Origin of the sequence: Paenibacillus graminis, assembly GCF_000758705.1 — a bacterium.
GTDB classification, from domain to species: Bacteria; Bacillota; Bacilli; order Paenibacillales; family Paenibacillaceae; genus Paenibacillus_AQ; species Paenibacillus_AQ graminis.
Genome location: NZ_CP009287.1, coordinates 857,779 through 872,611, shown reverse-complemented (window position 1 = coordinate 872,611; position 14,833 = coordinate 857,779). Strand labels below are relative to the sequence as shown.

The 14,833-nt window shown below is 51.1% G+C and carries 15 protein-coding genes; 2 read left to right on the top strand and 13 right to left on the bottom strand.

The features are described 5' to 3' along the window. From PGRAT_RS03740 to PGRAT_RS03690, 11 genes are all read right to left on the bottom strand, one after another. Positions 1-1,290, bottom strand: coding sequence for an ATP-binding protein (locus PGRAT_RS03740; protein ID WP_025703522.1), 1,290 nt, complete (start codon positions 1,288-1,290; stop codon positions 1-3). Positions 1,291-1,378: 88 nt separating this feature from the next. Next, positions 1,379-2,029 carry an amino acid ABC transporter permease gene (locus tag PGRAT_RS03735; protein WP_025703521.1) on the bottom strand — a complete coding sequence of 217 codons (651 nt, stop codon included), beginning with the start codon at positions 2,027-2,029 and terminating at the stop codon, positions 1,379-1,381. A gap of 653 nt (positions 2,030-2,682) precedes the next feature. Next, entirely contained in the window at positions 2,683-3,333 is a 651-nt protein-coding gene (locus PGRAT_RS03730) for an amino acid ABC transporter permease (RefSeq protein ID WP_025703520.1), read from the bottom strand. A gap of 121 nt (positions 3,334-3,454) precedes the next feature. After that, on the bottom strand, positions 3,455-4,303 hold the full coding sequence (locus tag PGRAT_RS03725) for a glutamate ABC transporter substrate-binding protein (RefSeq protein WP_025703519.1): 849 nt from the start codon (positions 4,301-4,303) through the stop codon (positions 3,455-3,457). 39 nt (positions 4,304-4,342) lie between these two features. Continuing rightward, positions 4,343-5,071 carry an amino acid ABC transporter ATP-binding protein gene (locus PGRAT_RS03720; RefSeq protein ID WP_025703518.1) on the bottom strand — a complete coding sequence of 243 codons (729 nt, stop codon included), beginning with the start codon at positions 5,069-5,071 and terminating at the stop codon, positions 4,343-4,345. A gap of 345 nt (positions 5,072-5,416) precedes the next feature. Continuing rightward, a complete protein-coding gene (locus PGRAT_RS03715; RefSeq protein WP_025703517.1) occupies positions 5,417-6,406 on the bottom strand; it encodes an inorganic phosphate transporter in 990 nt (329 codons plus the stop codon). Between the two features lie 12 nt (positions 6,407-6,418). After that, positions 6,419-7,036 (bottom strand): DUF47 domain-containing protein, encoded by a 618-nt coding sequence (locus tag PGRAT_RS03710; RefSeq protein WP_025703516.1) that lies wholly within the window; start codon positions 7,034-7,036, stop codon positions 6,419-6,421. 222 nt (positions 7,037-7,258) lie between these two features. Then, a complete protein-coding gene (locus PGRAT_RS03705; protein ID WP_042266050.1) occupies positions 7,259-8,350 on the bottom strand; it encodes a DUF3048 domain-containing protein in 1,092 nt (363 codons plus the stop codon). A 270-nt stretch (positions 8,351-8,620) separates the two neighbouring features. Further along, positions 8,621-9,397 carry a DODA-type extradiol aromatic ring-opening family dioxygenase gene (locus tag PGRAT_RS03700; protein WP_025704127.1) on the bottom strand — a complete coding sequence of 259 codons (777 nt, stop codon included), beginning with the start codon at positions 9,395-9,397 and terminating at the stop codon, positions 8,621-8,623. 119 nt (positions 9,398-9,516) lie between these two features. After that, on the bottom strand, positions 9,517-10,347 hold the full coding sequence (locus PGRAT_RS03695; RefSeq protein ID WP_025704126.1) for an alpha/beta hydrolase family protein: 831 nt from the start codon (positions 10,345-10,347) through the stop codon (positions 9,517-9,519). Positions 10,348-10,547: 200 nt separating this feature from the next. Next, entirely contained in the window at positions 10,548-10,748 is a 201-nt protein-coding gene (locus PGRAT_RS03690; RefSeq protein ID WP_025704125.1) for a hypothetical protein, read from the bottom strand. A 183-nt stretch (positions 10,749-10,931) separates the two neighbouring features. On the opposite strand from PGRAT_RS03690, the gene PGRAT_RS03685 reads away from it, so the two are divergent. Continuing rightward, a complete protein-coding gene (locus PGRAT_RS03685) occupies positions 10,932-11,594 on the top strand; it encodes a DUF1129 family protein (protein ID WP_025704124.1) in 663 nt (220 codons plus the stop codon). 43 nt (positions 11,595-11,637) lie between these two features. Then, positions 11,638-12,588, top strand: a complete 951-nt coding sequence (locus PGRAT_RS31435) for a hypothetical protein (RefSeq protein ID WP_025704123.1) — start codon at positions 11,638-11,640, stop codon at positions 12,586-12,588. A 75-nt stretch (positions 12,589-12,663) separates the two neighbouring features. On the opposite strand, the gene ilvA is transcribed toward PGRAT_RS31435, so the two are convergent. Together ilvA and PGRAT_RS03670 are read right to left on the bottom strand one after the other, a co-directional pair. Continuing rightward, complete coding sequence (ilvA, locus tag PGRAT_RS03675) at positions 12,664-13,926, bottom strand: threonine ammonia-lyase IlvA (RefSeq protein WP_025704122.1); 1,263 nt, start codon at positions 13,924-13,926, stop codon at positions 12,664-12,666. A 516-nt stretch (positions 13,927-14,442) separates the two neighbouring features. Further along, positions 14,443-14,700, bottom strand: coding sequence for a Spo0E family sporulation regulatory protein-aspartic acid phosphatase (locus PGRAT_RS03670; RefSeq protein WP_025704121.1), 258 nt, complete (start codon positions 14,698-14,700; stop codon positions 14,443-14,445). Positions 14,701-14,833 lie beyond the last annotated feature (133 nt).

The following is a 14,833-nucleotide window of genomic DNA, read 5'->3' as shown; positions in this document are numbered from 1 at the left end:
CTATTCCTCCTTCCGCAGCTGTGCTGTCGGCACAATAATCTGAAACATCGCCCCTCCGCTATGGAAAGCCGGCTGGACGGTTATTTCTCCTTCAAATGAATGAACAATATCCCGCACATGTGACAGCCCAATCCCCGTCGCGGCTACGCCCTCTTCATTGAATTTGGTCGTGAAGCCGGGCTCAAACACCAGCTCCAGATCGCGTTCCGGAATCCCGCTGCCGCTGTCGGTGACGGTGAACAGGGTGTTGCCTTCTTTTTCATACATATCCAAAGAGATAGTGCCCTTCCCTTGGATCACTTCAACGGCATTGGCGGTAAGATTGTTCATCAGCGTCAGAAGGGGGATGTAGCTGTCCGTGGTGTAATCGGAGGTATGGTTAATGCTGAAGCTAATTTGTTTGCCGAGCATTTCCGCATATTTGGCATTGCTCTTTACGGTGAAGCGCAAAATGTCGGATATCGGCATATCACTGGTAACCTCGCGCTCTGCCAATTTGACAAGCCCCGCCAGAATCCGCTGGGAATCCTTCTTCACCTCATGAATCTGCTGGGTAATCTCTAAGACCTGCCTGCTGTACCGCGGCATCTCCTCCTCGGCCTTAAGGTTCCGGTACAGCTCATAGCTGCTGAGCGTTACATTTTCCAGCGTCCCGATCGATTTTTCCAGATAGAAGACTTCACCATACAGCCCCGAGCCGAATCCGAGCATTTGCTCAATCCGCCGGGTCTGTTCCCTTTGGGTGATCCTGAGCTGGCTGACCGAAATGCTGCTGTACACCCCGGTGGTAAAATACGTGCGCAGCACAGCAATCGCCATCAAATACGTCCATTCATTGAGCCGGAAGGTGGCCGAGTCCAGCACAATCAGCCGGGTCAGCAGCTCCATTTCATTGGACAGCAGATCAATCAGCGCCGCTACCCCGCCGAGCACCAGCGGATGGAAGGAATCGATCCGGCCTTTGATCAGACTCATCAGCAGCGCAAACACCATATAATAGACCATAGCTGAGAAATGGCTGGTCAGGCTCTGCACGAGTGTCAGCCCGCTATCCCACACTGCATCCATTGTAGTACGGAACAGCAGAACAACAATACCGGTAGCCATCCCGGTGATGATATAGGGCAAATGACGCATTAAAAGCAAAAACAGCAGAAAAGCACTGCTGCCTAATGCAATCCGGAAGATATCGCCATCAAACGGATTTATTTTGAATTCTCCGGCCACTGCCGTACCGGCTGCGGCCACTGAGATTTGTGCAAGTCTCGATTTCAGAATAGATTGTCCCATCACTCACTGCTCCTGCCCGGGGATGTTGACAACTATAGTATCATAACCGCCACTCATTTCATACGCATCAATGCACCCTTTTCCTGGTTCAGACGGCTTTATTCTCCAATTTCCGCGAGACGACCGACAGCATGTAGTTGACGGTGAAATATATCAGTGCCGCCAGCAGCAGCGTCGGTATTGCGTAGCTGTAGCTGTGCCCGATGACAATGTTGGCGTTATGCATCAGCTCCGGCAGTGAGATGACTACCGCCAGCGAGGTATCCTTCAGCAGGGAAATGAACTGGCTGACCAGCGGCGGAACCATCCGCCGGAGTCCCTGGGGCAGCACGATATGCCACAAGGTCTGGAAGCTGCTCAGCCCGGATGAGCGTGCGGCTTCAATCTGTCCCTTATCGATAGAAGTGAGTCCGCCGCGGACGATCTCGGCAATCATCGCGGCCTCGAATATGGTTAGCGCGACAATGGCCGCTGTAATCAGGCTCATTTTGATGCCCACCTCGGGCAGCGCGAAGCGGACGAAGAAAATAATCAGCAGCAGCGGCAGATTGCGGATCAGCTCCACCAGGTAGAACATCACCGGCGACAAAACCGGAATCTCGGCGTAGCGGATCACGCCAATTACGCAGCCGATCACAAAGCTCAGGATGATCGACACAAACGCCACGATCAGGGTAATGTACAGCCCGTCGAGCAGAAACTTCAAATTATCGGCAGAGTATGCACCGGCAAAATCCACAAGAATCCCTCCTTAATGCTTGGATTGTAAAGGTGTTGAAAAGTGAGACAGGGCGGGGGCTGCGTGAAGTCAGTGGACTTCACGGGGCGCCCGCTTAGCGTTGGCATTCAGCGGGGGCTCTTACCGCCTTAGTTGAAGATTCGGGCGGAGGTCTTGCCGGTGACGGGTAACTCCGGGGAATGTTTGGACTTCCGGCCGCTGTTATGTTTGGATTTCCTCGATTTAAACCGCTGGCCGCGGTAGAAATCCAAACATAAAGGCGGACGCTGACGCTCCTCCAGTTCCAAACTTCCCCTCCGTTACTTTCACCTTCAAGCTGCGCTTATCTTCATTTGGGGCAGAGCGTTCAAGCCTCAGGCGAACGCTGCGCTCCGCCCTCTTGCCCACTCCTTCACTCCGCTCCTTGTCTCACTGGCTTCAAAGCTTTGCCAAGCAAAGCTAAAATCAGCAGCAGTTGGATCGAAGGCCTCGGGTAACCCGGCCTTCTCTCTTAGGTAAGCCGATCAGCAGCGCTTCGCAGGCCGGGTAAACCTGCAAGAATGAAGATCTGACAGCCGCTTCACGGACTGTGTTAAACCAAACATAAAACCATACAAAAGCAAACCCGGCAGCCGCTTCACGGACTGCATAAGAGCAGAGCGCAAAAACTTGAACTAATACTTGCGCTGCAATCTGCGCTCCCACACGCGCACGCCATAGCTGAGCGGGAGGGTAAGCACCAGGTAGAACAGCGCTACGAAGATGTAAGTATCAAATGTGCGGTAGGTTTCCGTTGAAATCCCGTCCGCGAAATACATTAAGTCCAGACCGGCAACGAGCGTCAGTACCGAAGAGTTCTTGATCAGGTTTATGAACTGGTTGCCGAGCGGCGGAATTACCAGCTTGATCGCCTGAGGCAGGATCACATGCGTCATCGTCTGCATATAGTTAAGACCGGACGAGCGTGCGGCCTCCATCTGTCCCTTAGGGACCGCTACAATGCCCGCGCGGATGGCTTCGGCGATGAACGCCGACGTATAGACGGTCAGTCCAATCGTGCCTGCCTTGAATCCATCCAGTGTAAACCCCAGTGCAGAGGGGCCGTAAAAGAAAACATACACCACGAGCAGAAGCGGAATGTTGCGGATAAACTCCACGTATCCTGTGCCGAACCACCGCAGCGCTTTAACCGGAGTAATTCGGAAGACGGCGATTACCGTTCCAATAACGAAGCTGCCGATAAGCGCGAGCACACTGGAGAGAACAGTTCCCTGAAAGCCCTCCAGATACTGGCCGAAATAATCCGTTAATATTGAAAATTCCATAGATGTCACCTGCCCTTGCCTAAAAATAATTGGAGCACAAACACGAAAGGATGGCCGGCTGGCTTTCCCGTTCCATCCTTTCGCTTTTGCCTATAAGCACTGCTATTTTACCCAGTAACCTTTATTTGGCCGGAGCTTTACCGATCCACTTGGTATAGATGGCATCATACTCACCGTTTGCTTTTAGTTCAGCCAGTGTATCATTCACGGCTTTAACTACAGCGGTGTTGCCTTTTTGTACAGCAATCCCGTAAGGCTCGTCAGTGAACGGCTTGCCGACCACCTCATATCCCGGGTCCTGGGCAGCCATCCCGTACAGAATCGCATCATCGGTTGTGAGCGCATCCCCTTGGCCGGCCTTCAGCGCGCTGAAGGCATCCTGGTAGTTGTCGAATTCCAGCACAGTCACACCCGGAACCTTCTCTTTAATATTTTTGATCGAAGTTGCACCCTTGGAACCGAGGATCTTCGTATCCTTGGTCACGCCCTCAATGCCTGTGATCGGGCTGCCCTTCTTCACCAGCAGTGATTGTCCGGCCTGGAAGTAGACATCGGAGAAATCCACTTCTTTTTTACGTTCCTCTGTAATAGTCATGGTAGCGACTACCATGTCAATTTCACCGTTGTTCAGCATGGGAATGCGTGTTTTGGAGGTCACTTCTTTCAGCTCAATCGCGTTTTCATCGCCGAGAATGTGCTTGGCAATCGCTTTGGAGATGTCAATGTCGAAGCCTTCCACATTGCCGGAGGCCGGGTCCTTCAGCCCGAACAGCCGGGTGTCATACTTCACGCCGACCAGCAGCTTGCCGCGTTCCTTAATCTTCGCGATGGCTTTGGAGTCCGTGCCGTTTCCCGAAGCTGCATTACCGCTGCCTGCGTTATTACTCTTGGCATTGTTGTTGCCGCATCCGGCAATCACCAGTATGGCCGCAATCATCAGCACACTTAAGCATTTGAAGCTCTTGGACATTTTCATTTCTATTCCTCCCCTTATTCCTGTCTATTTTGTTTAATGGCTTAATACCCGGCTGAGAAAGGTGCGTGTCCGCTCCTCCTGCGGATTCGCGAAGAATTGCTCCGGTTCCGCCTCTTCCACGATTTGACCCTGATCCATGAAGATGACGCGGTCCGCAACCTCACGGGCAAAACCCATTTCATGAGTGACTACAACCATTGTCATGCCCTCGCGGGCCAGGTTACGCATTACGTCAAGCACCTCGCCAACCATTTCCGGGTCAAGCGCTGAGGTGGGTTCGTCGAACAGCATGATTTTCGGCTTCATCGCCAGCCCTCTGGCAATCGCTACGCGCTGCTGCTGGCCGCCGGACAACTGGGACGGGTAGGACTGGGCTTTGTCGGCAATACCGACCTTTTCCAGATAATACATGGCTGTTTTCTCGGCTTCTGCCTTGGACAGGCCCAGCACTTTAATGGGTGCCAATGTAATGTTGTCGATCACCTTTTTGTGCGGGTACAGATTGAAATGCTGGAACACCATCCCGATCTCCTTGCGCAGCTTATTGATATCCGTCTTGCGTTCATTTACTGTGATCCCATCAACGGATAATCCTCCGCTCGTGATCGTTTCCAGCCGGTTGATGCAGCGCAGCATAGTGCTTTTACCGGAGCCGGAAGGACCGACTACAACGACTACTTCCCCTTCCTGAACATGCAGATCGATATTCTTCAGCACATGGAATTGTCCGTAATGTTTCTCTACTTGATGAAAGTCAATCAACGACAGGCCTCCTTTGCCAGACATTGTATAGTTAAAGAATCTTCGGGCTTCCCTCTGTCAGCTATGGTAACACTTAAAACACACCTTATCGCAGAGACTACTAAATCCTACATAATCCTACGCGAGATGCAAAATATTCATGTCATTTTATTTTAAATTTGTGAGGTATTTCATTTATTTTTAACCCTGATTAATGTTTTTTATCATTGAATTGTAAGTTTTTATGACATTCCTCTCTTGAAAGAAGAAGCATAATCGGTTACGCCCTCCTAAAAATGGCAACAAAAAAAGATGTCCGCAGCCAGCTCTGGCTTCCGTGACATCTTATGCATGCAGCAATGCAGTTTAGAATATGAGCTTGAACACAAGTCCTGCCAGCACTGCGCTGATCGGAATGGTAATAAACCAAGTGACCACAATCCGTCCGGCCACTCCCCATTTCACAGCAGAGAAACGCTTGGCCGAGCCAACACCGAGAATGGACGATGTAATGGCATGTGTCGTACTGACCGGCAGATGCAGCAGCGTAGCCGAGAAAATAACAGAAGCGGCAGAAATATCAGCAGCAAAGCCGTTGATCGGCTCAATCTTGAAAATCTTTGTTCCCATGGTCTTGATAATTTTCCAGCCGCCAATCGACGTACCGAGCGCCATCGATGTAGCCGCGGCGATTTTGACCCATAAAGGAACTTCCATCGTTTCCAGGCGGCCCGAAGTAACAAGCGCAAAGGTGATAATCCCCATCGCCTTCTGGGCATCATTGGTCCCGTGTGTGAAGGATTGAAGCGCCGCTGTAATTACCTGCATGGAGCGGAAGCCCTTATTGACGGTATGCGGACTGCGTTTGGCGAAGATCCATTTCAGAATCGTCATGACGATATAACCAATAACAAAGGCAATCAGCGGGGAGAATACGAGCCCCTCGACAATCTCGATAAAACCATGCCATTTAATATGCTCGCTGCCTGCACCTACATAAACTGCTCCTGCCAATGCCCCAATAAGCGCATGGGAAGAGGAGGACGGAATTCCCAGCCACCAGGTCACCAGATTCCAGATAATCGCGGCGATCAGCGTAGCTATGACGATATCAATCCCGTTGTCCAGCAGGGTTGGGTCCGTGATGCTGCCGCCGATTTTTTTGGCTACGCCTGTGAACATCAGCGCCCCGATAAAGTTCATCGAAGCCGCCATAATAATGGCCGTCCGGGGCCGGAGCGCCCGCGTGGAGACTGAAGTAGCGATCGCATTAGCCGTATCGTGGAACCCGTTGATGAAATCGAAAGCCAGCGCGAGAAAGATAACAAAACCCAGCACAAATAATGATGTTTCCATATTTCAGGCCCCTTATGAGTTGCGCATGATGATCGATTCCAGCATGTTGGCTACATCTTCGCATTTATCAGTTGTAGTTTCGAGCCGCTCGTACAGCTCTTTGCGCTTAATGAGCTCAATAGGGTCTTTTACCGTTTCAAACAGGGCTTTGGTACAGATACGAAGGACTTCATCCCCTTGGTTCTCCAGATCGTTCAGACGGATGGTGTACTCGCGGATCGCCAGCAGCTTCTTCTGGGAGAGCAGATGAACCGCTTTTTGAATTTCATAGGCGGATTGGCGGAGAATCTCTGCGAACTGCACAATATATTCGTCCGGTTCGAGCAGGTTGTACATATAGAAACGTGAGGCTGAAGCTTCCAGACCGTCAATGACATCATCCATGCTTGTGATCAGGTCCATAATATCGTCGCGTTCCAGCGGTGTGATGAACGTTTTGTTCAGTTCCTTGATAACGGTGTGCGTGTACGTATCGCATTGGGATTCATATTTCTTCATTACCCCTGCGAAATTCTCGACATTTTCCCGGAGATCAGTAATATTCTGAGCGAAGTAGTCTGCCGCCTGGACAATGGTATCGGCCATATTCTCAAGTGTCTCGAAAAATATGTCCTTTTTTCTCAACTTCATTAGTTTAAACCCCTTTACATAAAATTGCCGTGAAAACGTGAAGCCATTCATATGTAAACAGCATGAAAATGAATGACAACCCTTGTTATCTTATCATATCAATAGAAGGGATAGAAGTAAAAGAAACGAACTTTTTTACACTATATTAACAATTCCCTCTAATCGGGAAAATAATCCTCCGGACAGCAGGCATTTGCTCATGAATCAGGTAGAAACTGGAACTTAGGACACTTCCATATGGCTGCTGAAGGTGGGACTATTGGGTACAATCAGAATATGGGTGACGCCTGGATACATCTCTGCCTCTTTTCCGTCGCTCTTCACGAAGCGGATTACATCCTCCGGCTTACGCGACCATCGGCCCTTCACCGCTTGTCCACGCTGGAACAGCACAGCTTCGCCGCCAAGCTCGATGTCAATCTGCAGTCTTCCCACATCGTCGAGCACTTTATGGTCCGCCCCCATCACAATCACATTGGCTGCCTCCACCGGATTGCCGTTGTTCAGGTCCAGATGCGGCTTGCCGTTCACCCGGCGCAGATAGGTCTTACGCTCACTGCTGTATTCATAGCCAACGGTATAGCTTTTCAGCAGGAAATTGATTTCGAACTCCGCCGCTGGCTCCCCTTCGGTCAGCACATCATTCTTATCCGCGAAAAGATACCCGGGAACCTCAGCGGTCCCGGCGTATCCGAGCTTGTCCGCCCCCTCGCGCAGCTTGGTCGCATTGCTGTAGAGATTATGCGGCGCTTTGCGTTCCTTGTCCCGCCAGAAATACGCCCCGGCCCGGCCAATCTCGTCCATGTCATCCTTTTTCTCCTTCTGGAGAATGGCATAAGCCGCCGGGCTTCCTCCGGCATGTACCGTCACACCTCTATAGCTTTCGCCGATGTCGATCAGGTACGGGCGGATGCTGCGGATCGGTCCGATTTTGACCACACCGGTATGGCTCTGGAAAATTCCGATCAAGCGCGTAATTCCGCCTTCGGCCAGCACCTCATACAGGATATCCGCCTCACTGATCCCGGACTGCGGCCGGGCCGCCGGGGCGTTGTTGATCATGACCGCCAGAGGGCGGGGCAGACTGATCTCCTCCAGCGGAAGCCCGGTCAGCCCGGAGGTGATTAACCCTGCCGCAGGCTCGGCTGCCGGCGAAGGCCCGGCAGAGGCGGCAGGCGATGGTGATGGCGCAAGGGTAGGCGCTGCCGTAGGAGCAGGCACCGTCTCCGCTTCCTGTGCCCCGCAGGCGGTAAGGAGCAGGGCAGCAAGCACATAAACGGAAAATAGACGGGAAGAGTAACAGCTTAGGGTCATATGTATTTTTCCTCCTATATTATTGCTGCGTTCAGATGACTTCAGAACCGCTAGGTGCGTTATGTCAGCCTTCTTCCATTTAATCACAGCCGGGTGCGTTTGTCTTGGTTCCGGCGAATCAAGTAGAAACGGCAGCGCCGTCCTTTTAAAGGACGGTACCGTTTCAGCGGGAAATATAAGGAACATTTATTACGGGAAGCATATAAATGTTATGTAAAAAAGATACAGCGCATCACGCTGTATCCTTCATGTCTCGTATGTGTAAGTGATTTAGTCAACCATCCAGCAGTTCAAGCTGAGTGTACCGTACTGGTAGGCCTGAATCATCAGCTGTGCGCGCCTGCCCTCATCGGCCGTCCCCATTACATAGAAGATGGGCACAAAATGCTCCCGGCCATATGTGGGAACCGCATCGCGCACATGCGGCGCTCTTTTCTCGTAAGCGAACAGGGACGGCAAATCCCATGCTGTCAGGCCGTCGGCGATCCAGGCGTCGAAGTCAAGTGCCCACTGCTCTGGCTGGTCATCCTGCTTCAGCAGCCGCAGATTATGAACAAGCCCTCCGCTCCCGATCAGCAGAATCCCCTCATCCCGCAGCGGAGCCAGCATCTTGCCGATATTGTACTGCTCCTCCGGGGAACGCAGGGAATCGACAGATAGAGCCACTACCGGAATATCGGCAGCCGGGAACATCTTCTTCAGAATCACCCAGATTCCATGATCAAGGCCCCTTCCCAGCACAGGCTGGTGCGGGAGGTTGTTCGTGGTAAAAAGTTCGGAGATTCGGCGGCTTAATGCGGGATCACCCGGGGCCGGATAGGTCAGCGAGTACATCTCGTAGGGAAATCCATAGAAATCATGCAAGGTTTCGTGCTGTCCGTCGACGGTAATCAGCTGCTCAGGGCTGTCCCAATGCGCAGAGAAGACTACAATGCCGCGTGGGGTCCCCAGATCAGCCCCCAGCCGTTCCAGGAAACGGGTATATTCGTTATCCTCAAGGGCTAGCAGCGGAGAACCATGTGCAATAAAAAATGCCGGTAATTTCATAGGGTGCCAACCTCCATAACCCAGTATATGGTCTGCCTCTTTATTTTACCGCTTATTCTGAGTTAATGCGAGTGGAGGACAACCCCTGTCGCACCGGAAATCTCAATGTTGAACTTATACTATATCATCCAGTTCTGCCATTCTTCCTGAATATGCTCCTGCTGATTCATCCAATCCTTCGTACGCTTCAGTACCTGGGCTTGGGCGGGACCCGATGAGAAGGTATGATCGCCCTGAAAAATCACCTCTTTGTCGCAGCGTCCCTCCGGACGTGTCCAGAACAGTTTCTGGTAGAGGAAGGCATAGTCCACGGGAATCACGTCATCAGAGGTTCCATGGATCACCAGCACATCGCCGCTGAACTTGCCCGCTTCCTGAAACGGCTGAAAAGCAGCAAGCGAGTTAAAATAAACCGGAGTAAACGTGTAACCGGCAAAGTCTGAGGAGCCGCTTTTCACCGAACGGTCGTAAGCTTCTCTTCCCACGATCTTTACGATATCATTGAACGGGTAGCCCACCGCTGCCCACAGCACGAGATTCTTGACCCGTCGGTCCCGCACTCCGGTAAGCAACGCTACTGCACCGCCGAGACTGTGTCCGATCAGTGTGACCCGCTGCGGGTCTACATCGGCAGAGCTGATTCCATAATCCAGTACGGCCCGGGTCTGGGCAATCATAGATTCCATGTCTTCACTGCCGTAATTTCCGCTGCTCTCACCGCAGCCCACATAGTCAAAGCGGATAACCATATACCCGTCTGCAGCCAGCTCCCGGGCTGCCTTGACAAAAATCCGGTCAACTCCGATCCGGTTGCCAACGAATCCATGGCAGATTACCGCAAGCGGCACACGGTCCTTGCAGCGTCCTGAAGTCCCCTTTTCTCTGGCTGGATAATGGATGCTTGCTGTCAATTCTTCCCCGTTATGCCGGATGATAATATTCCGTTCCATTGCCGGTCCCCTCCTCCAAAAGTACACTATTTTAAATTATAATTATCCCGATTAAATTAGTCAGATTAATATCTTAATTATACGTTTTGTGCTAGTGTTGTCAATAAGCTGCCGGGATTAGAGACCCTACTGGGAAGAAAAGGGCCCCCTTCGCTTCTAAAAAGGAGCAAAAGGAGCCCGGGCACAGGATTGGCTAAGCCTCATTCATAGCTCTGGTGAAACATATCATGGGTTTCCTGTCTGCCTTCCCAGTCTTCCAGCCCATTTTCAGGCTCTCCCTGCGCAGAATCCCATAGGCTGAAGCCGTCAGAATTGCCCCAATCTCCAACTTCACCCGCCAGCGCAGGCGCGAAGCCGTCACCCACAAATTTGCCGGGTTCCTCTCTTTTCTCAGTATCCATAATGCTCCCTGCCTTCCTTGAAGCCATAGTGGTGAAGCAGTATCATTATCAGTGTTCACTCATCCATAGGGATTATTCATGCCAGGGGCATTAACGGCTTGTCCTTGCGCTCAACCGCTGCCCAAACGTATACTCTAGGTTAAAGGCTACTCTGATCAACTATTGGAGGTTTATATTTCAGCTATGAAAGTCAAAGCCATGATTAAGCAAAATAACGTTCTCCGTGAGCAGATGACACCGTTTAACCGCTCTTATTATGAAGATATGCTGCTGGGGCTCCGGGCCAGCAAGGTGGACCCTGTCCGCACCGAGGAGCTGCTGCTGGAGGCTGCGGCACTGCTGCTGGAGGGACAGGGCAAAGGCAAAAACGCCAAGGAGATTTTTGGCGAACATCCCGGGGATTACTTCAAGGAAATTGCGGGCAGTGCTCCCGCACACAGGGAACGCAGCAAGCTGAACTACTACCTGATGATTCCCTGGGCTGCACTGACCGGACTGTTCAGCGTGTATGCCGTCGCCGGACTGCTCCTGTTATGGAGCACAGGTGAAGCAGGCATGTTCGGACAAATCAGCATCTTTACAATACTTGCCGTAGGGGCAGGCTCTATTGTCCTTATCGAGATCATCATGAAGTGGCTGTCCTCCTTATCCGAAGATGATGCACCGAAGCCCAAACCCTTCAATATTAAGGGCCTCGGGATTTATGTGGGGATAGCCATCATTGTAGTATTCCTGGGTATTTTTCTAGACAACCTGTTTCCGGTCATTTCTCTGTCCCCATGGGTGAGCCTTGTTGTGGCGGTGGCTGGAGGACTTGGATTGAAATTTATATTCTTCAAATCATAGATGTCACATTTCAATTCCAACTCAAAACAGGAGGAATATTTCCATGAAAATGAAAACAACGATTCTAACCGCAGCGATAGCTGCAGCTCTGGGATTGCAGGCAGGCCTTCCCGGATATGTTCTTGCCGAAGGTTCGGGAAGCAGTACCAGCGGATCTACTGCGGCAGGGAGCAAGTCGGCACCATCGGCCAACAGCCATGCTGAGGCGTTATATAAGGCAGCCCTGCCACTGTTATCCTCTTCCGCCAGGCTGCCGGAGGCTATTAAATATCTGAACAGCAATATCTATGCGGTCACCCCCTATCAGGCAACCGTGTTGACCCTAAAGCTTGAGAATCTCCACAAGGCTGCACTGAAGGCCTGGGAGAGCAAATTCATGAACAGTATTGTCCAGAGAAAACTCACCTCTGTCTATAAGGCGGGGATCAGTATGACCAAGCTGGCCGAAAGCACAGATGACACTTCTTTGCGGAGCCTGCTGAAGAGTGCGGGGGAAAGCGGCTATAAGCTGGAGACGGCTGAAGGCTCATTTTTTCCGGTGATTGACTATGCGGCTTACCGCAAATATAGAGTGTATGTCTCGGCCGATATCCGTGATTATATTTCGATCATGGGCACAGAAACGGATCTTCCTTCTTCCAAGGATAACGGTCTGGTCATTTCCTGGGGAGATGTTGCGGCACGCGCACTTGCCCAGGAGGAGTACATCCAGAGCTACCCTAAGTCGAACCGTATTTCAGCGGTAAAAGCCTTGTATTCCACCTATGTGATTAATACCTTTTATGGACAGAACAATACTCCCCTTTTCCATTATGACAATCTAGAGATGGATCTGGAGGCGCGGAAGGCTTACAGCAGCCTGCTGACCAAGGACAAAGGCAGCAGCCCGTTTCTGCAGAAGCTGGATGGCCTCATGAAGCTGCTGAAGGACAATGGATACAAGCTGGATGATGGCGTTACCGAATATCTGAAGTCTGAAGTGCCGCAGTCCTGATCATCTATTAAGCAGAAGGCCCGCCCCATAACATCTGGGGCGGGCCTTTTATAGTGCTCCGTTTCTGATCGGGAATTAGATCAGCATATTAAACAAGTTGGGGTCCTTGTTGATCTCCAGATAATCCACACCCTTCTGCTGCATGCGTTCGACGAGCGGGGTATAATCCTCCTTATGCTGAAGCTCGATGCCGACCAGCGCCGGACCATTCTCCTTGTCATTTTTCTTCGTGTATTCGAAGCGGGTAATATCATCCCCGGGTCCCAGCACATCTGCCAGGAACTCACGCAGTGCTCCGGCACGCTGCGGGAAATTAACCATGAAATAATGCTTAAGACCTTCGTAAATCAGCGACCGTTCTTTGATCTCCTGCATCCGGTCAATGTCATTATTGCCGCCGCTGACGATGCAGACCACCGTCTTGCCGCGGATTTGGTCGCGGTACAGATCAAGCGCCGCGATGGGCAGTGAGCCCGCAGGCTCCACAACAATGGCATTCTCATTGTACAGCTCCAGAATGGTCGTACAAGCCTTGCCCTCCGGTACTTTTACCACGTCGTCCAGGCGGCGGGAGCAGATATCATAGGTCAATCCGCCCACCCGCTTCACGGCAGCCCCATCAACAAATTTATTGATCTCTTCCAGCGTGACTACTTCCCCGCGCTGCAGCGCTTCGCTCATGGATGCCGCCCCGGAAGGCTCAACGCCAATAACCTTGGTAGACGGGCTAACCGTCTTCACATAGGTAGCCACACCTGCGGCTAATCCGCCGCCGCCAATGGTGACGAACACAAAATCTGCAGGCTTGTCCAGATTCTCCATGACCTCCATGGCAATCGTACCGTTGCCGGCAATAATGCGGGGCTCATCAAAGGGATGGATCAGTGTCATGCTATGATCAATGCACGCCTGCAGCGCCTCATCGTATGCATCATCGAAGGTATCGCCCTTCAGAATCACCTCTACAAATTCACCGCCGAACTTGCGGACCTGCTTGATCTTCTGATTAGGGGTGGTGCTTGGCATATAAATCTTGCCTTTAATGCCAAGCGCCTTGCAGGAATAGGCTACCCCCTGAGCATGGTTTCCCGCACTTGCACAGACAATGCCCTTGGCTCTGTCCTCTGCGGACAGGCTGCGGATCATATTGTAGGCACCCCGGATCTTGAAGGAGCGGACAATCTGCAAATCCTCACGTTTCAAATATACACTACAGCCGTATCTGGCCGACAGTACTGCATCCAGTTGCAGAGGGGTGCGTACAATAACTTCCCGCAGTACATGATGGGCACGCACTATATCTTCCATTCCAACGATCCGGTCTTCGCCTTCTCTCATTTTCTCTCGCCTCGCTGTCTCTGTCTAATCATTTCGCTTCTTGTAACATACTATCCCGAGGACATTTTATCAAGTATTGTCCGCTCCCGGCAATACAATTTCCCGGAACTGAATCTTTGAATCGGGATACGGCAGCGGGCAGCTATAGAAGCTACAGACACAATCACGGACAGAAAAAGCTTGGCGAAAACTAGCATAGTTAAATAAGCGTTTACCTATGTAAACACCTGCTTAAAAGTATTGGACCCTATTTTTTCAGAAAATCGTACAATTCCATGTCATTTTATGTATCAGAAGACAGAGGATTAGCAGTGCTGTGGGGGGAGTCAAAAAGGGGGGATAAAAGATGAGGATTAGCAGGAGCCGTTATAGCCGCAGGCATTCTAATTGTAGTTGCTCATGTGAAGCCCGCAGCGTAAGCCCCCTGCTATTCCAATTACATTTAAGTATACTGGCGCATCTAGAGAAAAAAATAATAGAAGGTTTTGTAGTGCGCAGATTGGGTATCCCTCCGTTTTATGACGCGGAGTTTGCGGTGCGGTACAGCTGTGAACGGGTTGGCCATAGCTCTTCGGATGACAGCCGGCTGCCGGCTGCACCTGATCTTTTTTTCACTTGGGTGATGTTGCTCCGGGTGTATTGGTTAATCAGTTCGTCCAGTACCATCGATTGATGAAGCACGGCTGGATGATCCAGGTCGTACTGGTATTGCAGATTGTTCAAATCTTGCCTGGCTTGTTCCAGTATTTGTTTCAAACCTTCTTCTTCTCTCACTCTTATCCCTCCTCTTTTAGTATTTTAGAGGGCTATGTCTTTTTCGGGTGAAAATTTTTTTCGTATAATTTAGCTAGAATTCAAAAAAAGACCAGCCATGGACTGGTCTTTTTCCAACTATTTAATTAACACC